Source organism: Cellulomonas sp. ICMP 17802 (genome assembly GCF_041295535.1).
Classification (GTDB): domain Bacteria; phylum Actinomycetota; class Actinomycetes; order Actinomycetales; family Cellulomonadaceae; genus Cellulomonas.
In genome coordinates, this window is record NZ_JBGFQZ010000008.1 from 12,584 (window position 1) to 30,730 (window position 18,147).

18 protein-coding genes are annotated in these 18,147 nt (G+C 73.5%); 6 read left to right on the top strand and 12 right to left on the bottom strand.

Going from position 1 to position 18,147, the window contains the following annotated elements:
• Position 1: 1 nt before the first annotated feature.
• The 3 genes from AB5970_RS08935 to AB5970_RS08945 all read right to left on the bottom strand — a co-directional run bounded on the left by AB5970_RS08935 (position 2) and on the right by AB5970_RS08945 (position 3,820).
• Positions 2-1,873, bottom strand: coding sequence for a bifunctional metallophosphatase/5'-nucleotidase (locus AB5970_RS08935; RefSeq protein WP_370503582.1), 1,872 nt, complete (start codon positions 1,871-1,873; stop codon positions 2-4).
• A 111-nt stretch (positions 1,874-1,984) separates the two neighbouring features.
• On the bottom strand, positions 1,985-2,968 hold the full coding sequence (locus tag AB5970_RS08940) for a magnesium transporter CorA family protein (RefSeq protein ID WP_370503583.1): 984 nt from the start codon (positions 2,966-2,968) through the stop codon (positions 1,985-1,987).
• Between the two features lie 39 nt (positions 2,969-3,007).
• Positions 3,008-3,820: a glycosyltransferase family 4 protein gene (locus tag AB5970_RS08945; protein WP_404990639.1), complete on the bottom strand. Its 813-nt coding sequence runs from the start codon at positions 3,818-3,820 to the stop codon at positions 3,008-3,010.
• A 396-nt stretch (positions 3,821-4,216) separates the two neighbouring features.
• Between AB5970_RS08945 and AB5970_RS08950 the strand changes: the two genes are divergently transcribed.
• Genes AB5970_RS08950 through AB5970_RS08960 form a run of 3 tightly spaced genes read left to right on the top strand, consistent with a single transcriptional unit; the run spans position 4,217 to position 7,805 of the window.
• On the top strand, positions 4,217-5,362 hold the full coding sequence (locus AB5970_RS08950) for a glycosyltransferase (protein ID WP_370503584.1): 1,146 nt from the start codon (positions 4,217-4,219) through the stop codon (positions 5,360-5,362).
• Entirely contained in the window at positions 5,362-6,375 is a 1,014-nt protein-coding gene (locus tag AB5970_RS08955; RefSeq protein WP_370503585.1) for a glycosyltransferase, read from the top strand. Before AB5970_RS08950 ends, AB5970_RS08955 begins: the two co-directional genes overlap by 1 nt.
• On the top strand, positions 6,372-7,805 hold the full coding sequence (locus AB5970_RS08960; protein ID WP_370503586.1) for a glycoside hydrolase family 130 protein: 1,434 nt from the start codon (positions 6,372-6,374) through the stop codon (positions 7,803-7,805). Before AB5970_RS08955 ends, AB5970_RS08960 begins: the two co-directional genes overlap by 4 nt.
• Before the next feature lie 5 nt (positions 7,806-7,810).
• Here the strand turns inward: AB5970_RS08960 and AB5970_RS08965 are convergent, their stop codons facing one another.
• The 5 genes from AB5970_RS08965 to AB5970_RS08985 all read right to left on the bottom strand — a co-directional run bounded on the left by AB5970_RS08965 (position 7,811) and on the right by AB5970_RS08985 (position 13,035).
• Positions 7,811-8,197, bottom strand: coding sequence for a Rid family detoxifying hydrolase (locus AB5970_RS08965; RefSeq protein WP_370503587.1), 387 nt, complete (start codon positions 8,195-8,197; stop codon positions 7,811-7,813).
• 95 nt (positions 8,198-8,292) lie between these two features.
• A complete protein-coding gene (locus tag AB5970_RS08970) occupies positions 8,293-9,885 on the bottom strand; it encodes a beta-1,3-glucanase family protein (protein ID WP_370503588.1) in 1,593 nt (530 codons plus the stop codon).
• 73 nt (positions 9,886-9,958) lie between these two features.
• On the bottom strand, positions 9,959-11,320 hold the full coding sequence (locus AB5970_RS08975; RefSeq protein WP_370503589.1) for a ricin-type beta-trefoil lectin domain protein: 1,362 nt from the start codon (positions 11,318-11,320) through the stop codon (positions 9,959-9,961).
• Between the two features lie 283 nt (positions 11,321-11,603).
• A complete protein-coding gene (locus AB5970_RS08980) occupies positions 11,604-11,972 on the bottom strand; it encodes a VOC family protein (protein WP_370503590.1) in 369 nt (122 codons plus the stop codon).
• Between the two features lie 40 nt (positions 11,973-12,012).
• Positions 12,013-13,035, bottom strand: a complete 1,023-nt coding sequence (locus AB5970_RS08985; protein ID WP_370503591.1) for a LacI family DNA-binding transcriptional regulator — start codon at positions 13,033-13,035, stop codon at positions 12,013-12,015.
• A 113-nt stretch (positions 13,036-13,148) separates the two neighbouring features.
• Here AB5970_RS08985 and AB5970_RS08990 point away from each other — a divergent pair, with 113 nt between their 5' ends.
• Positions 13,149-14,090 (top strand): endonuclease/exonuclease/phosphatase family protein, encoded by a 942-nt coding sequence (locus AB5970_RS08990; protein WP_370503592.1) that lies wholly within the window; start codon positions 13,149-13,151, stop codon positions 14,088-14,090.
• On the opposite strand, the gene AB5970_RS08995 is transcribed toward AB5970_RS08990, so the two are convergent.
• The 3 genes from AB5970_RS08995 to AB5970_RS09005 all read right to left on the bottom strand — a co-directional run bounded on the left by AB5970_RS08995 (position 14,087) and on the right by AB5970_RS09005 (position 15,764).
• A complete protein-coding gene (locus AB5970_RS08995; protein WP_370503593.1) occupies positions 14,087-14,503 on the bottom strand; it encodes a rhodanese-like domain-containing protein in 417 nt (138 codons plus the stop codon). The two genes, AB5970_RS08990 and AB5970_RS08995, sit on opposite strands and share 4 nt — an antisense overlap.
• Entirely contained in the window at positions 14,500-15,009 is a 510-nt protein-coding gene (locus tag AB5970_RS09000; RefSeq protein ID WP_370503594.1) for a cysteine dioxygenase, read from the bottom strand. The genes AB5970_RS08995 and AB5970_RS09000 overlap by 4 nt, the downstream gene beginning before the upstream one ends.
• A 287-nt stretch (positions 15,010-15,296) precedes the next feature.
• A complete protein-coding gene (locus tag AB5970_RS09005) occupies positions 15,297-15,764 on the bottom strand; it encodes a CD225/dispanin family protein (RefSeq protein ID WP_370503595.1) in 468 nt (155 codons plus the stop codon).
• Positions 15,765-15,862: 98 nt separating this feature from the next.
• Here AB5970_RS09005 and AB5970_RS09010 point away from each other — a divergent pair, with 98 nt between their 5' ends.
• Together AB5970_RS09010 and AB5970_RS09015 are read left to right on the top strand one after the other, a co-directional pair.
• Positions 15,863-16,597 carry a dienelactone hydrolase family protein gene (locus AB5970_RS09010; protein WP_370503596.1) on the top strand — a complete coding sequence of 245 codons (735 nt, stop codon included), beginning with the start codon at positions 15,863-15,865 and terminating at the stop codon, positions 16,595-16,597.
• A 175-nt stretch (positions 16,598-16,772) separates the two neighbouring features.
• Positions 16,773-17,699 (top strand): PfkB family carbohydrate kinase, encoded by a 927-nt coding sequence (locus tag AB5970_RS09015; RefSeq protein ID WP_370503597.1) that lies wholly within the window; start codon positions 16,773-16,775, stop codon positions 17,697-17,699.
• Between the two features lie 22 nt (positions 17,700-17,721).
• Here AB5970_RS09015 and AB5970_RS09020 read toward each other — a convergent pair whose 3' ends face one another.
• Positions 17,722-18,084: a hypothetical protein gene (locus tag AB5970_RS09020; protein WP_370503598.1), complete on the bottom strand. Its 363-nt coding sequence runs from the start codon at positions 18,082-18,084 to the stop codon at positions 17,722-17,724.
• Between the last annotated feature and the right edge of the window lie 63 nt (positions 18,085-18,147).

Here is an 18,147-nt window from a genome sequence, read left to right on the forward strand (position 1 = left end):
GCTACGGCGTGACGGTCAGCGGCGTGCCGCCGGAAGTCAGACGCCAGTCGGGGTTGGTCGACGAGAAGACCGCCGGGTCCACCACCTGGTTGGCGCTCACCCAGTCGATGAGCAGCTGCCGGATCTCCACCTGCCGGTTGTAGACGACCGGCGCGCCGACCACGCCCGGGAAGTTGCCACCGCCCGACTGCCGGTAGTTGTTGATCGCGACGACGAACTCCTGGGTGTCGCTCACGGGGACGCCGCCGTAGGCCAGGCCGGTGATCCGGCTGCCGACCGGCTGCGCCAGGTCGATGTCGTAGGTCAGCGGCTGGTCGAGCCCGCCCATGACGTCGTAGTTGTAGTCGGGCGTGCCGTTCGGGGCCGTCGGCGTCACCGCGTTGGTGAGGTCGGCGGCCGCGTACGTGCCGGGCGTCGGGGCGGGCTTGAAGTACTCCGCCGACTTCTCCAGGTACGCCTTGACCTGCGCGCCCGTGAGCTTGATGCCCAGGAGCGTGTTGTCGTAGATGTACAGGCCGGCGATGTCCCGCACCGAGACGTCGCCCTGGGGGATCGCCGCGTCCTTGTTGAACGGCGCCGCGATGGACAGCACGGGCAGCGCGGCGTCGGCACCCGTGAGCTCGGCCTTCACCGCCCCCGCCTGCACGTAGTTGATGAAGTCGAGCGCGGCCGTGTCCTCGTAGCGGGCCGTCGCGGCCGACATCGCCTCCGTGGACGTGCCGATCACGCCGTTCACGTAGTCGACGACCTTCTGGTGGTCCGCCTGGAGCAGGCTGACGATCTTCGGGTCCTCGGCGACCGTGTTCGAGTTGAGCACCTGCGCGCCCACCGACTGCACGGTCCAGCGCCCGCGGGCGAACGACAGGTCGATGTCGAACACCGAGAGCCGCTCACCCCACTTCAGCGGCTCGGAGAGCACGACGGGCTTTCCCGTGGCCGTGTTGGTGACCACGCGCTGGGCGATCTCCTGGTGCGCGTGGCCCACGAGGATCGCGTCGATGCCGGGCACCTGCTGGGCCACCAGGGTCGAGGCGTTCTCGGGGAACGGCAGCGTGTCGCCGTAGGACGACGACGTGTCGGCGCCCGAGTGGGCGGCCACGATGACGACGTCGGCGCCCTTGCGCCGCATCTCGGGCACGTACTTCTTGGCCTGCTCGACCAGCCCGTCGAAGTGCATCTTGCCCTGGACGTTGGCCTTGTCCCAGATGGCGATGCCCGGGTTGGTCAGGCCGAGGATGCCGACCTGGATGGGCTTGCCGTGCGCGGGCTTGACGGTCTTGATGACGTACGGCTGGAAGGCGGGGCGCCCCGTGCCGTCGTCGAGCGCGTTGGCGGCGAGCAGCGGGAAGTCGAGCTGCTTCTGGAACGTGCGCAGGTAGGGGATGCCGTAGTTGAACTCGTGGTTGCCCACGGCGGCGGCGTCGTACCCGATCGCGTTCATCGCGGCCGCCATCGGGTGCTCGACCGTCCTGGAGATCGGCTGGACCTTGGCGTAGTAGTACGCCAGCGAGGTCCCCTGGATGGTGTCGCCCGCGTCGACGAGGAGCGTGTTCCGGTCGCCGCGGTCGGCGCGCACCTGGTTGACCAGGGTCGACACCTTGGCCAGCCCCACGTCGTTGTGGGCGCTGTCGTCGTACTCCGCGTTCTTGAAGTAGTCCCAGTTCAGGGCGTTGCCGTGCAGGTCGGTGGTCCCCATCACCGTGAGGCGGTAGTCGTTCGACCCGCCGGTCCCGTGCCCGCCACCGTGTCCGTCGTGCCCGTCGCCGGCCATCGCCGGTGTGGCGAGGCCGACCGCGAGCACCGCGGCTGCCGCCACCGCGCCCGCTCTCAGGCCGTGCCTGACCCTGCCTCGCTGCAGGACGTTGATACCCATGCCGGAGTCCTCCCGTGCTGTCGGTTGTGCACCGGGTTGCGGTGCACCCGGGCACGGTAGTCCTCTCGGGTGACATTGACACCTCTGTCGGGTGACGGGCGGATTGACTCCTCACCACCAGCCCTGGCGCTTGGCCCACCACAGCAGGCCGAACGACATGGCGATCATCACGGTCAGGGCGATGCTCAGCGGGATCGGCACCGTGTGGGTGTTCACGATCATGTTCATGCCGAGCACGGACGCGAGCGCCGTGATCGGCAGCGTGACCACGGCGATGACGGCGAGGCGCTCCGCGGCGATCGTCATCTTGGTCTCCGTGCGCGTCCGGTAGAACTCGATGACGCCCTGCAGGTAGTCCTTCTCCTCGCCGGCCAGCCCGGCGATCCGGTCGAACTGGTCGACCAGGTCGCCCACCAGGTGCCGGCTCTCCTCCGGCACGGCGCGCGGGAGGCCCATCAGGCGGCGGTAGATCTCCGCGGTCTGCGCGGCGATCGTCTTCACGGCGAGCAGACCGTGCCGGGTGCGGAACATCTCGTCGAGGAAGTGCTCGGGGTTGCCGTAGCCGCCGTCGGTGACGCGCCGCTCCAGCTCCCACACGTCCGCGGTGAGCTCCTCGACGAACTTCTCCATGCGGCGCGTGAGCGCCGAGACGATCGCGTGGGAGATGTCGAAGGACGTGCGGGGCTTGAGCCGGCCCGACCGGATGCGCTCCAGCACCTCACGCGTGTCCCGCAGGGGCACGTCGGCCGCGACCGCGGGGTTGACCGGCCCGTGCACGGTGACCAGGTAGCGCGGCCCGATCAGGCGGTCCAGCTCGACGTGGTGCACGTGGCCGCCGGCGCCGCGCTCCGGCGCGTGCAGCACCAGGAACAACGAGCTCGGGTACGCGTGCAGCTTGGGCAGCCGGTTGCGGACCTCGCAGTCGTGCACGGCCAGCGGGTGCATCCCGAACACGTTCGTGAGCACGTCGGCGGCCTCCGGGGACCACTGCGGGATGTCCACCCACACGATCCCGTGCCGGCCCGTGAGCAGCTCGGGCAGCTCGTCGACGCCGCACTCGCGCACGCCGTCGTCGGTGATCAGGTGGACGTCCACGCTCGCCATCATGCTGCGGCTCGCGTCCGCGCGCGCCCCCTAGGAGCGCCCGGCGACGATCCGTTCGAAGAGCTCCTCGTACGCGTCCACCATGCGTGCCGCGCTGAAGCGCGACTCGGCGTCGCGACGACAGTCCCGACGGTCGATCGCCGACAGCCGACCGACGGCCGCGACCGCCTCGTCCGCGTCCCTGACGAGGAAGCCGGTGACGCCGTCCCGGAGCAGCTCGGGCATCGATCCGCGCGGCGTCGCGACCACCGGCGTGCCCGCGGCGAGCGCCTCGACCACCGACAGCCCGAACGGCTCGTCGAAGTCGATCAGGTGCAGCAGGGCCACCGCACCGCCCAGCAGCCGGTCTCTCTCGGTCGGCCCCACCGAGCCGACGAAGCGCACCCGCGAGCCGTCGACGTGCGGCTCGACGAGCGCCCGGAAGTACCCCTCGTCGTGCACCACGCCCGCGATGACGAGCGGCAGCCCGGTCCGGCGCGCGACCTCGACGGCGAGGTGGGTGCCTTTGTCGGGGTGGATCCGCCCGAGGAACAGCAGGTAGCCGCCGTCGCCCGCCCCGGGCGTGAACTGCCCGAGGTCGAGCCCGTGGTGGATCGTCGCCGCGTAGGTGAGGTCCGGGTGCCGGTCGGAGTCGCTGATCGAGACGTAGTGCGCCACGTCGTCGTAGGCCCGGTAGACGCGCACGATGCGCTCGGACGAGAAGCCGTGCACCGTGGTGACGACGGGCGTGGCGACGAGGCGGCTGTAGGTCAGCGGCAGGAAGTCGAACTGGTTGGAGATCACGTCGAACCGGGCGGCCCGCTCGTAGACCGCGGCGATGTGCAGCGACTCGCACACCTTCACGTCGATCGTCGGGTCCTCCTCGTAGCCCGTCGGCGCCTCGGCGTGCAGGTGCGCGCCGGTCAGCGAGTCGGCCGTGGCGAACAGGGTGACGTCGTGACCGCGGGCCGCCAGACCCTCGGTCAGGGTCGACGCGACCTGCTCCCACGGCCCGTAGGAGCGGGGCGGCGTGCGGTGGGCGATCGAGGCGAGGACGGCGATCTTGACGGGGTGCCTCCGCGGCTGGGGCGGCCGGTGGTCCCCGGGGGGGACGGGCCGCGACTGGTAGCCTAGCCACGCGGTGCACGGCCCGGCGGCGAGCAGTCCTCCCCGGGTCAGGACGCCCGGGGATGTCGATCAGGCCCCGCCCGAGGTCGGTAGCGCACTCCGCTGCGAAGCACCACAGCTCGAAGGGCCTCCATGGCCATCAGGTTCGGCGTCCTCAGCACCTTTCCCCCCACCCAGTGCGGTCTGGCCACCTTTTCGTCGGCCCTGGCCACGCACCTCGTCGACGCGGGTGCCGAGGTCTCGGTCGTCCGCGTCGTCGACGGCCCGCAGCCGCCGGTTCCCCTCGTCTCCCACCAGCTGGTGACCGGCGCACCGGACCAGGCACGGGCGGCCGCTGCGGCGCTCGACGCGTGCGACGTCGCGCTGGTGCAGCACGAGTACGGGATCTTCGGCGGTCCCGACGGTGCCGACGTCCTCGACGTCCTGGCGCGTGTGCACGTGCCGGTCATCACGGTCCTGCACACGGTCCTGGCCGACCCGACCCCGCACCAGCACGAGGTTCTGGCGCGGGTCGTCGCCGCGTCGTCGGTGACGGTCACCATGACCGAGGCGGGCCGCCAGAGGCTGATCGAGGGGTGGGGCGTCGACCCCGGGTCCGTCACGGTGATCGCCCACGGCGCGCACGACGACCGGTCCGGCGAGGGTGTCGTCGCGACGCCGACAGGCCCCGGGGCACGGCCGGTGCCGACGGTGCTCACCTGGGGGCTGCTGGGCGAGGGAAAGGGCATCGAGTGGGCGCTCGAGGCGCTCGCCGGCCTGGCCGACCTGCGACCGCGGCCGATGTACCGGATCGTCGGCGAGACCCACCCGAAGGTCCTCGAGCGTGACGGCGAGGCGTACCGCCGCCGGCTCGAGCGACTGGTCGACCGCCTCGACATCGCGCCCATGGTGCAGTTCGACGCCCGGTACCTCGACGTCCCGACCCTGCAGCGCATCGTGCGCGCGGCCGACGTCGTGCTCCTGCCGTACGACTCGCCGGACCAGGTGACGTCGGGCGTGCTGACCGAGGCCGTCGTCGCGGGCAAGCCGGTCGTCTCGACCGCGTTCCCGCACGCCGTGGAGCTGTTGTCCGGGGGCGCGGGGATCCTGGTGCCGCGCCGCGACCCCGCCGCTATCCGTGACGCGCTGCGACGGGTGCTCACCGAGCCGGGCCTCGCGCCGTCGATGGCGGCGGCGTCCCGCGCCCTGGCGCCCAGCCTGCTGTGGACCGCGGTGGCGCGGCAGTACGTGGTCCTCGGCGCCGGGCTCGTGCACGCGCGCGCGCTGTCGGCCGCCTGATGTATCCGGCACCGGTCTTCGACCACCTGGCGCACCTGAGCACCCCCATCGGCCTGTTCGAGCACGCCCTGCTCACCGAGCCCCGGCCCGAGCACGGCTACTGCCTGGACGACGTGGCGCGCGCCCTGGTGGTCACGGCGCGCCAGCCGCACCCGACCTCGCAGGTCGAGGGCCTCACCGCGACCTACCTGCGCTTCACGCTGTTCGCCCAGGACGGTCTGGGCCGGTTCCACAACCGGCGCGACGAGGCCGGCCGCTGGACCGACGCCGCCACCGTCGAGGACCACTGGGGTCGCGCGCTGTGGGCCCTGGGCACGGCCGCGGCGACGACGCCCGACGCCCGGGTCCGGGGCGCCGCGCTGGACGCCGCCGCGGTGAGCCTCGAGCGGCGGTCGCCGTGGTGGCACGCGATGGCCTACGCGGCGCTCGGCGCCGCCGAGGTGCTCGAGGTGCGCCCCGGCAACCGCGCGGCACTGGGTCTGCTGGTGGACGCGCGCACGCTCCTGGCGCAGCCGAGCGACCCGTCGTGGCCGTGGCCCGACGCGCGGCTCACCTACGCCAACGCGCTGCTGCCGGAGGCGCTGGTCGCCATCGGCACGGCGCTGGCGGACGCCGCCACCCTCCTAGCCGGGCTCGAGCTTCTGCACTGGCTCGTCGAGCAGGAGACCCACGACGGCCGGCTCTCGATGACGCCCGTGGGCGGTCGGCGGCCGGGCGACGAGCGGCCCGGCTTCGACCAGCAGCCGATCGAGGTCGCCGCCCTCGCCGAGGCGTGCTGGCGGGCCTTCTGCGCGACGCGGCAAGAGGTCTGGCTGGCGTACCTCGACCGGTGCGTCGGCTGGTTCCTGGGCGACAACGACTCCGGGACGAGGCTCTACGACGGGGTCACGGGCGGCGGCTACGACGGCCTGCACGCACACGGCGTCAACCAGAACCAGGGCGCCGAGTCGACCCTCGCGGCGCTGTCGACCCTGCAGCTCGGACGCCTCGCGCTGGTCCAGGCCGTCGCATGACGCAGGTCGACGCCGGTGCCCTGGTCCGGCGCACGCACCACGTCCTGCGGCCCGACGCGACACGTGTGGTCAGCTCGCCCTTCCTGCCGGGCGAGGAGATCTCCGGGGCGGGCATCTCGCGCCGGAGCGCCGTCCTGGGCCGCCTGCTCGCGCTGCCCGACGCCGAGGTCGACGCCGCGCTGATCGAGGTCCTGACGTCGTTCAGCACCCGCCACCACGACCTCCCGGCGCTGCTCGACGCTCGCTTCGCGCTGGTCGCGCCCCACGTGGCCGACTCGGGGGCGCTCTCGCTCGAGCGGCGTCGGCTCATCGGCGCGTGCATGAGCCAGGAGTACGCGATCGAGTCGGCCGCCCTGTTCAACCCGTCGATGGTCGCGCACCCCGACCAGGGCGGCCTGCCGGCGGGGAGCACCCGGTTCGTGATGAGCGTCCGGGGTGTCGGCGAGGGGCACGTCTCCTGCGTCGAGCTGCGGACCGGCGTCGTCGACGCCTCCGACGAGATCACGTTCGACACCCCGGGACCCACGACGACCGTGCCCGGCAGGCTGGAGACCCGGCACTCGCGCGACGACCTGCGCCGGCAGAACGAGGAGCTCGGGGGAGACCCGGGGGACGCCGACGCGCTGCTGCGGACACTCCCGGCGACCTTCGGCGCGGAAGCGCTCGAGGGGAGCCCGCGGCTGGAGTGGCTCGCGGCGTGCACGTACGGCGTGGCGTTCCCGGAGGCCAGTGCGATGGACTCCCGCGTGCTGCTGCCCGGCAGCCCCGCGGAGCGGCACGGCGTCGAGGACCTGCGCCTGGTCGAGGTCGAGCCCGACGGCGCCCGGCGCAGCTATCTGGGCACGTACACCGCGTTCGACGGCGAGTCCGTGGCGCCGCACCTCGTCGCGACCGAGGACTTCACCACGTTCCGCATGAGCCGGCTCACCGGGCCGGGGGCGAAGAACAAGGGCATGGCGCTGTTCCCGCGACGGGTCGGCGGCCAGTACCTCGCGCTGTCGCGGTGGGACCGGGAGAGCAACTCGCTGGCCGCGTCCAGCGACCTGCGGCACTGGGACGACCTCGGCACCCTGCGCGCCCCGGCGCGGGCCTGGGAGATCGTCCAGGCAGGCAACTGCGGGTCACCCGTCGAGACCTCCGCCGGCTGGCTGGTGCTCACGCACGGCGTCGGGCCGATGCGCCGGTACAGCATCGGTGCGCTGCTGCTGGACCTCGACGACCCGCGCCGCGTCCTCGGCAGCCTGGCGGCGCCGCTGCTGACCCCCGAGGCCGACGAGCGGGACGGGTACGTGCCGAACGTCGTCTACTCCTGCGGGGGCCTGGTGCACGGCGACACTCTCGTGCTGCCCTACGGGTGCAGCGACTCGTCGATCAGGCTCGCCCTGGTCGACCTGCCGCAGCTGGCGGCGAGGATCCTCGCCGGCTCCTGACGCCGTCAGGTGCCGGAGGCCGTCGCGATGGCGTCGATGGACACGAGCAGCCCGCGGGGGAGCCGGACGTTGGCGGGCGCGGACCGCGCCGGCGGTGGCGTCGGCATGTGCCGGGCGTAGACGGCGTTGAGCGCGGCGAAGTCGGCGACGTCGGCGTAGAAGATCGTGGTCTTGACCAGGTCGTCCATCGACGACCCCGCGGCCTCGAGCGTCGCCGCGAGGTTGCGCAGCGCGAGGTCGGTCTGGGCCTCGATGCCGTCGGGGATCTCTCCGGTGGTCGGGTCGATGCCGGCTGTGCCGGAGCAGAAGACGAGCCCGCCGGCGACGATCGCCTGGCTGTAGGGGCCGAGCGCGGCGGGCGCTCGGTCGGTGTGCACGCTCTGTCGGGTCATGGCGGGTCTCCCGGGCCGAGGGATGAGGGCACCGCCATCGTGCTCCCCGGGGGCCGTCCGGCACGACGGGTGCGCCGTGCCGGACGGGTCCTCGGTCAGCTGTGCAGGGTCCACTTCTGGGCGCTGCTGCCGTTGCAGTCCCAGATCTGGACCTGGGTGCCGGCGGTCGTGGAGGCGGCCGGGTCGTCGAGGCACCGGTTGGACGCGGGGTTGTAGTAGCCGCCGTTCTGCGGGATCCAGACCTGCGCGCCGGTGGTGTTGCAGTCCCAGAGCTGGACCTTGGTGCCGTTGGCGGTGCCGCCGCCGGCGATGTCGAGGCACTTGCCCTGCACGTGCAAGGTGGTGCCGGCCTGCACGAAGGTCCACTGCTGGGCGACCGTGCCGTTGCAGCCCCAGATCTGGACCTTGTTGCCGTTGGCCGTGCTCTGGGCGTTGTTGTCCAGGCACATCCCGTTCGCGTTGGTCAGCGACCCGCCGCCGGCGGGCGGGGGCGTGGTCCCGCCGCCACCCGTGAAGGGCTGGATGACCAGGCCCGCGGCCGACGGTGAGCCTGCGTTGACCAGGGACTCGAAGTTGCCCACGTCGTCGAACGCGAACGCGTACGCCTTCCCGTCCGCCATGTTGGCGTGGATGATCCGCGCGTACTGGTTGGTCGGGTTGCTCCGGTAGAACGCCGACGCGTCGGTGCTCGGCTGCGTGTCGACCGTGCCGAGCGTGCCCCGGTTCAGGGCGGCGCACAGGGTGCGGGCGATGGGGCCGACGACGAGGTCGTTCGGGGCGTGCAGCGCTCCGTCGCAGCCCCAGACGTCCGCGCTGCTCGGCCGGGTGAACGACGCCACCTGCGCCCCGGACGCGTTGGTGAACGTCATCACCGTGCCCGAGGTGCGGCCGAAATACTTCGTGCCCGGCTGGTCCGCGAACGGGACCACCGTGAGCGTCTTGCTCGCGTAGGCGCCCCAGGCGGAGCTGATGTACGGGTCGAGGTACGTGCTGCTCAGCAGTCCCGCGCCGGCCGCCTTGCCCGGGGCCAGGACCCGCAGGACGGTGCCGTCCGAGCGCCGGACCATCGTGCTCGCCCAGCCCGGCTGGGCGGCGATCCCGTTGATCGTGCTGTCGCGGCCGTCGGCGACGAGGGCGCCGGAGCGCCTGGTGCCGGCCGCGTCGGTCACGGTGACCGTGTGCGGCACGGCGAACATGTCGACCTGCGAGCTGTTCAGCCACAGCCCGGCGTCGTTGTAGGTGAACTCGCTCCAGTCGAACAGGATGTTCTGGTTGGCGTCCCCCGCGGCCCAGGGCGCGGGCTGGACCAGCCCGTCGGGCGTGAGGAAGAACCTGAGCTTCTCGCCGAGCGCGAAGTAGATGCGGCCGGAGATGCCGCGCGGCACCTGGATCGTCGTGCTGCCGCCGTTGCCCGGTCCGGCGATCGACACGTCGGGCGCGGGCGACGGCGGGTTCGACCCCGCGGGCCACGCGGTGAACGTGCCCGCCGCGTTGACGTACCCGAGCCGGCCCGTGCTCAGGTTGGTGCCGAGCACGTACACGTAGACCGCCTCTGCGCGGCCGCTGGAGTTCGTGATCGTCACGGGCAACCGGTCGGGGCCGACCGCCTGTGCCGTGGGGGCCGTGGCGACCGCCGTCGCCACGGTGACCGCGAGCGCAGCGAGCGCTCCTAGCAACCTGGTCCTCATCGACTGCTCCTTCTCGTGTGCGGGCAGGGGGGTGGTGCCGGGGAGGTGGAGCTCCCCGGCACCGGGCGGGCGGTCAGCTGTGCAGGGTCCACTTCTGGGCGCTGCTGCCGTTGCAGTCCCAGATCTGGACCTGGGTGCCGGCGGTCGTGGAGGCCGCGGGATCGTCGAGGCACCGGTTGGACGCGGGGTTGTAGTAGCCGCCGTTCTGCGGGATCCAGACCTGCGCGCCGGTGGTGTTGCAGTCCCAGAGCTGGACCTTGGTGCCGTTGGCGGTGCCGCCGCCGGCGATGTCGAGGCACTTGCCCTGCACGTGCAAGGTGGTGCCGGCCTGCACGAAGGTCCACTGCTGGGCGACCGTGCCGTTGCAGCCCCAGATCTGGACCTTGTTGCCGTTGGCCGTGCTCTGGGCGTTGTTGTCCAGGCACATCCCGTTCGCGTTGGTCAGCGACCCGCCGCCGGCGGGCGGGGGCATCGTGCCGCCGCCCGACGTGTACGCGGCCACGTAGTCGACGACCATCGGGACCCCGGACTGGGTGGCACCGGTGGGCCCGCCGCCGAACGCGTCGGGGAAGCCGCCGCCGATCGCGACGTTGAGGATCATGAAGAAGCCGTGGTGGGTCGCGTTGTTCCAGGTGGTGGCGTCGACCTGGTTGGCGTTGACCGTGAAGAAGTTGCTCCCGTCGAGGTACCAGCGGATCTGCTCGGGCGAGACGCTGCGGTCGAGCTCCATGGCGTAGGTGTGGAACCCCGTCTGGCAGCCGGGGCAGGCGCGCTCGCCGCTGCCGAGGCCGGTGGTCTCGTTGCACGGGCCGCCCGGCGAGACGCCGCAGTGCAGCGTGGCGAACTCCGAGCTGCGCCCGTTGATGTCCTCCATGAGGTCGATCTCACCGATGCCGGGCCAGCCGCTGGCTCCGGTGCCGCGCGCGGCGGCACCCAAGGCCCAGAACGCGGGCCAGTACCCGGCGGCCGCCGCCCCGCTGACGTTCGGCTGCTGCAGGGAGGCCTCGAACCGGAGCTTCCCGCCCGCCGGTGCGGCGAAGTCGGTGCGCTGGGTCTCGACCCGCCCGCTGGTCCAGCTGCCCGACGCGTCGCGGACCGGCTTGATCACCAGGTGCCCGGCGCCGTCCTGGTAGACGTTCGCGGTGCTGCTGGTGTTCGACTCGATCTCGCCCGTGCCCCAGTTCGCGGCGCCGCCGGGGTAGCCGTGCCCGAGGTCGTAGAGCCAGCTCGCCGTGTTGAGCCCGGTGTTCGCGGCGCCGGTGAAGTCGTCGGCGAACTGCTGGGTCCAGCCGGACGGGGTGGGTGGGACGGCGGCGGTGGCGCCGCCCGCGCCGGTGAGCGCGGCCGTCGCGAGGCCGACCGCGACGACGGCGACGCGGGTCGACCAGCGCAGCGCGCGAGGGCGCCGGGCAGGGGAGGACGGAAGAGCAGGCATGGCAGTGCACCTCTCGGGTGGCGGTCGTCGGAACGCCGGCGGGCGACGGGCGCGACGAAGGCGCGCGGGGCGTCGTGGGCAGGCGCGGGGGAGAGGCGCTCGAGCGCATCTCCGGGGTGCTCCGCGGGGAGCGTGTGTGCAGGGACGTCGTCGTCTTCGCGGGCGGTCGCGGTGATCGGTCGCTGCCGCCGGGCACACGTTATTGCCGCTAGTGACACGAGTCAACCCGTGTGTGTCTGCCCCGTTCGAGTGAATTGACCGGATGGTCGCCGACGGCCCGCGATCAGTCGGTCAGCCGGTGACCGACCTCCCAGTGGTGCCCGGACGGGTCTGCCAGCCGCCCGACCAGCCAGCCGTTCCCCTCGCCCACCGCGAAGATCTCGGTGGCCCCGGCGGCCACGGCCGACGCGTGTGCGGCGTGCGGGTCGGCGACCGTGAGGATCATCCGCACGGGCGGGTCGTCGGGCGCGTCCGCGGCCGCGTGGCCACCGGACTGCACCCAGAACTCCGCGCCGTCGACGGACAGCAGGGCGACCGCGACGTGCCCGTCGTCGTCGAGCTGCTCGAGCACCACCGCACCCCACGCGCGCCGGTAGAACTCCAGCGCCGCGTCGGCGTCGGCGACCTGCAACCACGGGGTGACGCTCGCCATCACACGCTCCTCGACGTCGTGCGAAGCCGGGCTCGGTGCCTCAGGTCGACTCGCGTGCGACCACGTGCAGCAGGTCGCTCGGCAGCGCGGGGGGCTCGAGGTTCCCGTCCAGGGCGGCGAGCACCGCGGCCGCCAGATAGGTGGCCTGCGCGTCGATCGCCTGCCACACGGTGGTCAGGGCCGGCGCGGCCAGCCGGGCCGCGGGGATGTCGTCGACCCCGATCACGGCGACGTCCTGCGGCACCCGGAGGCCCTCGGCCCGCAGCCCGGACAGCACGGCGAGCGCCACCTCGTCGTTGTACGCGGCCACGGCAGTCACCGGGTCCGCGCCCGACCGCCAGTGCCGGACCGCGGCGGCGGCGGGCTCCACGTCCAGGTCGACGGCCTGCACCGACGGTGCGGGCAGCCCCAGCCGCTCGCACTCCAGCACGACGCCGGCCAGCCGTCGGTCGGCGAACGCCGCCAGCCGGTCGTCGCTGGGCGCGGCGAACGCGACGACCCGGTGGCCCCGGGCGGCCAGGTGCTCCACCTGCAGCTGCCCGATGCGGACCTGCGGGACCGAGAAGGTCCCCGGGTGGTCGTCCTCGTCGAGGGCGCTGCCCACCACCTGGATGCCGGCCTGGCGCATCGCGCGCGCGTCCTCCTCGGCGAACGGCGCCAGCCCGAGCACGGCACGGGGGGTCACCGCCCGCCAGAGCTCGGCGAGCGGGCGAGGGCCGCGGTCGTGGTGCACCAGGACGGAGAGCCCTCGTTCGGCCAGCTCGGCCGTGAGGTGGTCGAGCAGGGTGTCGATGACCGGCCCGATGGTCCAGTCGGGCAGCACGCAGAGCACCAGGTCGCTGCGACCCGAGCGCAAGGTCCGCGCGGCGGCCGACGGCGTGTAGCCCAGCCGTGCGGCGGCGTCACGCACCCGCTGCCGCGTCGCCTCGGGGATGGCGACGCCGGGCTTGCCGTTCAGGACGTAGCTCACCGTCGTCCGCGAGACGCCGCTCTCCCGGGCCACATCGGCACTCGTCAACCGTGGCACGGTCCTCCTTCGCAACCCCTGCGCACCTGCGCCCACAGTAGCCGGGGGGTCGCGTCGGGAAGCCTGGGCCGCGCCGCCACCGCGCCCGTTGCCTTGTGCCGCGTTTCGTCGGGGGAGTAGACACGAGGGAACTCGTGGGGGTGGAGACCATGGTGCGCATCGGCACGTGGAACCTGGAGAACCTGTTCCTGCCGGGCGGCGCCGCCGGACCGGTCACCGCCGCGGACTACGAGGAGAAGCTCGCCAGCCTGGCCGCCGTGATCGTGGCGATGGCGCCGGACGTCCTGGGCGTGCAGGAGGTCGGCGACGTGACGGCGCTCGAGGACCTGGCCGACCGGGCCGGCGGGGCGTGGCACCTCGAGACCGCCGACCCGGACACCCGCGGGATCCGCGTCGGCTTCCTGTCCCGCCTGCCGTTGACGCACGTGCAGGAGTGGCGCCGGTTCCCGACCCGGCTGCGGGCCATCCACGTCGACGACACCGGCCCGGCGATGTCCGCCATGGGCCGGCCGGCGCTGCAGGTCCGGGTGCACGTCGGGGGTCACCCGGTGGACGTCATCACGTGTCACCTCAAGTCGAAGCTGCTGACGTTCCCCGGCGAGCGGTTCTCGACGGACGACGAGGGCGAGCGGGCACGGTTCGCGTCGTACGCGCTGACCAGGCGCGCGGCCGAGGCGGTCACCGTGCGTGCCGCCGCGACGCGCCGGCTCGGCGACGAGGGGTCGGCGGTCGTCGTGCTCGGGGACCTGAACGACGAGCCCGAGGCCGCCACCACCCAGATCCTGCAGGGGCCGACGGGCTCGGAGATCGGCACCGGTGGCTTCGACGCGCCCGACAAGGGCGACCGGCAGCGGCTGTGGAACCTCGCGGCGCGCATCCCGCAGGCGCAGCGGTTCAGCCGGGAGTACCGCGGCCGCCGCGAGCTGATCGACCACATCTTCGTCAGCCACGTCCTGGTCGGGCTGGTCCCCGACGGGGCGGTCACCACCAACGACGCGGGACCGGTCCCGTCGATCACCGACGACCCGAACGCGCGCCGCGGCAAGCCCGGGTCCGATCACCGGCCGGTGCTCGCGACGATCGGTCTCTAGCCGCCCACCAGGACGCGGCCCTGCTGCGTCGTCGGCAGCCCTGCGGCGGACCAGGCGTGGAACCCGCCGACGACGTCGGTCGCGCGGTCCAGCCCGAGGTCCTGCAGCGCGGCGGCGGCGAGGCTGGACGTGTAGCCCTCCGAGCAGAGCACGACGACCTGCAGGTCGTACCCGGTGGCCTGCGGGAGCCGGTGGTCGCTGGCGGGGTCGAGGCGCCACTCGAGCACGTTGCGCTCGATCACGACGGCCTGCGGCACGTCACCCTCCGCCGCGCGCTGGCCCGCCGGGCGGATGTCGACCAGCAGCGCGCCGCGCCCGATCGCGTCCCAGGCCTCGTCCGGGGACAGCCGCTGCAGGCCGGCGCGCGCGTGGGCGAGCACCTCGTCGATGGTCCGGCGCCGCACCGCGCTCATGCCTGCGACTCCGGCTCGTCCGTCTCCACCGTGCGGCTGGGCACCAGGGTGCCGTCGGCGGCGCGCGCCCAGTAGGTCATGCGGGTCAGCGGGACCGAGTAGGCGTGGATGCTCACGGCCGGCTCGGACCAGGTGTTCACCACGTCGTGGAGCTCGCCGGGCGCCACGGTCTGCGTGCGGCCGGCCCGGAACTGCCGCGGCACCAGCCGCCCGTCCCGGTCGGGCCGGATCTCGGTCAGCGTGCCGGCGGCGATGGTGAACGCGGCCGACGAGCTGCCGTGGTCGTGCAGCTCGGTGCCCTGCGACTGCAGCCAGGTGAGCAGCCACACGTCGACGCCGGGTGGCCCGTCGAGGCGGGTCCACCAGCGGCCGCTCTGCTGGAAGCGGACCAGCGGGCGCCACAGCGCGGTGCGGGCGGCGATCTCGCGGGTCAGGGCGCTGAGCTCGTCGACGCCGAGCGTGACGGGTGCGGGCGGGGTCGGACGGGTGGACAGGTCGACGGTCATGGCGGTGCCTCTCGGGTGCGTCTGCGGACCGGTCGCGCGGCCGAGGGGGCGCGATCGGACGGGCCTGTTCCCGGCGTGGGCCGGGTGGGAGCGTCAGTGCTGCTGACAGCAGGCCGGACAGGACCGCAGGCGGGAGGGAGCCGCGGCGACGCGGGTGGCGGTCATCGGTTCTCCCTTCCTCGAGGCGCACGAGGCGGGGGCGACCCCGCGCTGGCGGAGCACACACCAGCACCCGCCCGGGGCTCAGTCAAGAGTGAGCCGGCGGGCTCTCGCATGGTGGACGCCAGCTAGTTGCCGGACCCCTGCCGGTCGGGCATCCCGGGCATGTCCGGCCGGTCGAACGGCAGGACGTGCGAGCGGTTCGGCCCCTGCTGCCACTGACCGTCGTCGATGCCCGTGCTCACGACGAACGCGGCGATCACGAGCCACGCGATCGAGGCCAGGACGGCGAGCGCGATGAGGGACCCGCCCACGATGACGCTGATGATGCCCCAGCGGCGGGCGTTGGCGGCCTCGCGGAACGCGACCGGGGTGTCGGCCGCGCCGAACGCCCGGGCCGCGCGGTGCGAGGCCAGCAGCGCGGGGATGCCCGTCGGCCAGAACAGGATCATGGCGGCGATGACCCAGCCCACCGGCGCGGACGGCTCGGGCGGGCGCGGCGGCGGCGCGGCGGGACCGGCGGGACCGGTGGGCACCGGCGGGACGGGTGCTGCGGCCGGTGCGGGGGCAGCGGTGGGGACAGGCTCGGTTGCCATGGTTCCTCCCGGACGGCTCGGCTCTTGGGTGCACGGTAGGCCGTCAGGCTGGGAACACCCTTTGAGTGTGCGGGCGGTGCCGTGGCTACGCTGCCCGGATGGGTCCGCTCGAGGGTTGGGTCGTCGGGGAGCACACCGCCGACGGCGTCACGCACCCGACCTACCGCAAGGGCACCGGGCCGGGCGTCGTGATGATCCACGAGCTCCCGGGGCTGACGCCCGAGTGCATCCGGTTCGGCGAGGACATCGTGGCGCGCGGGCACACCGTGGTGATGCCGGTGCTGTTCGGGACGCCGGGGGAGCCCTCGTCGGCCCGGGCCGTGCTCGGCTCGCTGACCCGGGTCTGCGTGAGCCGGGAGTTCCACGCCTTCGCGCTCGGCCGGACCAGCCCCGTCGCGGGCTGGCTGCAGTCCCTCGCCCGCGACCTGCACGCCGAGCTGGGCGGCCCGGGCGTCGGTGCGGTGGGCATGTGCTTCACCGGCGGGTTCGCGCTCGCGATGCTGGCCGACGCGCCGGTCGCCGCCCCGGTGCTCGCGCAGCCCGCGTCCCCGTTCCCGGTCGGTCGCCGGCGCGCCGCGGACCTGGGTCTCGGCCCCGACGATGTCGCCGCGGTGCGGGCGAAGGTCGCCGCCGGCTGCCAGGTGCTCGGCGTCCGGTACGCGGACGACCGCGCCGTCGGCACGCGGTTCGACACGCTGCGCCGGGCCCTCGGGGAGAACTTCCTCGCGGTCGACCTGCCGGGCGCTCGGCACAGCACGCTCACCGAGCACCGCGACGAGGGCGCCGTGGCGCGGGTGCTGGACTTCTTCGACGAGAAGCTCGGCACGGCCTGATCCACCCGACCGGGTGAAAAGCCGGTCGACCCCGAGTGTTCGCCCTGGGGAAATCTGGCCGAAACGAGCCGTGTGCGACGCTCGTGGACAAGCGTCCCGAGGCCCCGGTTCGAGCTCGGCTCCCGGGCCTCGGGGTGCCACCCGACAACCCCCAGGCAGCGAACCGAGGACGATCATGGACCCACGACACGATGTGCTCGTCGTCGGCGAAGCGCTCATCGACGTGCACGACGACGGCATGACCATCCGCGAGCGGGTGGGCGGTAGCGCAGGCAACATCGCGGTCGGGCTGGCGCGCCTCGGGCGTGACACCCTGCTGCACACGGCGATCGGTCCCGACGAGCGCGGCCAGGAGATCACGGAGTACCTCGCGGCGTCGGGGGTCGGGCTGTCCGACTCGTCGGTCAGCCTGGCGTCGTCGTCGGTCGCGCGGGCGGTGCTCCGGGGCGACGGCTCGGCGCGGCACGACTTCCGCATCCAGTGGGAGCCCGCGTCCGGTCCCGGCGAGGTCAGCGCGCGCGCCGTCCACGCCGGCTCGGTCGCGGCCTACCTCGCCCCGGGGGCGGCGACCGTGCTGGACCTGGTCTCCCGCGCGCACGGGCGGTCCCTGATCACGTTCGACCCGAGGATCGAGCCCGCCCTCGTCGGCGGCCGCGACGAGGCCCGGCGCAGGACGCTGGAGTTCGTGGAGCTGGCGGGGATCGTCAAGGCGAGCGAGCGCGACCTCGACTTCCTCTACCCCGACGACGACCCGCTCGAGGTGCTGACCGACTGGCTGCACCGCGGGCCCGACCTCGTCGTGCTGACCCGCGGGCCGCGCGGCGCGTCCGCCGTCACGGCCCGCGGCGTCGTCGACGTGCCGGGCATCGACGTGCTCCACGCCGAGCAGGGCGTCGGCGGCGGGGACGCCTTCATGTCGACGCTCATCGACAGCGCGCTGACCCTCGAAGCGGACACCGGCATGCGCTGGCTGCGGTCGGGCGCGCCCGTGGTGGAGCAGGTGCTGGCCCGCTCCGTGCAGGCGGCCGCGCTGACGGTCGCCCGCGTCGGAGCCGTGCCACCGACCGCCGACGAGCTCGAGCGGGCGTTCGCCGCGGCCTAGAGGTCGTCGTCGGCACGGGCCGTCAACCCTGCGGCGCACCGACCGGGAAGGTCGCGGTGAACCGCGGCCGCTCGGTGCTCACGACGCCGCGGGCCGCGGGCGGCACCTGCTGGTCGTAGATCGCGCTGCCCGGGCCGTAGGTGTCCGACAGGCCGGCAGCGGGAACCTGCTCGTCGTAGACGGAGCCGCCGGACAGGTACGCGGGTGGTGCGGCGGGCACCTGCGCGGGCACCTCAGCAGGCGCCCCGGCACCCAGCGGACGCAGCCACGCGGAGACCAGCGTGATCGTCAGCGCAGCCAGGGCGACGACGACGAGCGCGACGACGAGCGCACCGCGCCGGAGCTGTGGGTGGGCCGGCGACGGGACGGCGGGGACGGTAGTCATGAGAACCTCCAGGGACGGGCTCCCGGGTGGGAGCTGTACGTCCACCGTCGAGGGCCGCGGTTG

Excerpts from the sequence above, each read along its gene's own strand:
- AB5970_RS09015 (WP_370503597.1), top strand. The coding sequence starts at position 16,773 with ATGGACCCACGACACGATGTGCTCGTCGTCGGCGAAGCGCTCATCGAC.
- AB5970_RS08980 (WP_370503590.1), bottom strand. The coding sequence starts at position 11,972 with ATGGCGAGCGTCACCCCGTGGTTGCAGGTCGCCGACGCCGACGCGGCG.
- AB5970_RS09010 (WP_370503596.1), top strand. The coding sequence starts at position 15,863 with ATGGGTCCGCTCGAGGGTTGGGTCGTCGGGGAGCACACCGCCGACGGC.
- AB5970_RS08995 (WP_370503593.1), bottom strand. The coding sequence starts at position 14,503 with ATGAGCGCGGTGCGGCGCCGGACCATCGACGAGGTGCTCGCCCACGCG.
- AB5970_RS08965 (WP_370503587.1), bottom strand. The coding sequence starts at position 8,197 with ATGACCCGACAGAGCGTGCACACCGACCGAGCGCCCGCCGCGCTCGGC.
- AB5970_RS08975 (WP_370503589.1), bottom strand. The coding sequence starts at position 11,320 with ATGCCTGCTCTTCCGTCCTCCCCTGCCCGGCGCCCTCGCGCGCTGCGC.
- AB5970_RS08935 (WP_370503582.1), bottom strand. The coding sequence starts at position 1,873 with ATGGGTATCAACGTCCTGCAGCGAGGCAGGGTCAGGCACGGCCTGAGA.
- AB5970_RS09000 (WP_370503594.1), bottom strand. The coding sequence starts at position 15,009 with ATGACCGTCGACCTGTCCACCCGTCCGACCCCGCCCGCACCCGTCACG.
- AB5970_RS08950 (WP_370503584.1), top strand. The coding sequence starts at position 4,217 with ATGGCCATCAGGTTCGGCGTCCTCAGCACCTTTCCCCCCACCCAGTGC.
- AB5970_RS09005 (WP_370503595.1), bottom strand. The coding sequence starts at position 15,764 with ATGGCAACCGAGCCTGTCCCCACCGCTGCCCCCGCACCGGCCGCAGCA.
- AB5970_RS08955 (WP_370503585.1), top strand. The coding sequence starts at position 5,362 with ATGTATCCGGCACCGGTCTTCGACCACCTGGCGCACCTGAGCACCCCC.
- AB5970_RS09020 (WP_370503598.1), bottom strand. The coding sequence starts at position 18,084 with ATGACTACCGTCCCCGCCGTCCCGTCGCCGGCCCACCCACAGCTCCGG.
- AB5970_RS08960 (WP_370503586.1), top strand. The coding sequence starts at position 6,372 with ATGACGCAGGTCGACGCCGGTGCCCTGGTCCGGCGCACGCACCACGTC.
- AB5970_RS08990 (WP_370503592.1), top strand. The coding sequence starts at position 13,149 with ATGGTGCGCATCGGCACGTGGAACCTGGAGAACCTGTTCCTGCCGGGC.
- AB5970_RS08970 (WP_370503588.1), bottom strand. The coding sequence starts at position 9,885 with ATGAGGACCAGGTTGCTAGGAGCGCTCGCTGCGCTCGCGGTCACCGTG.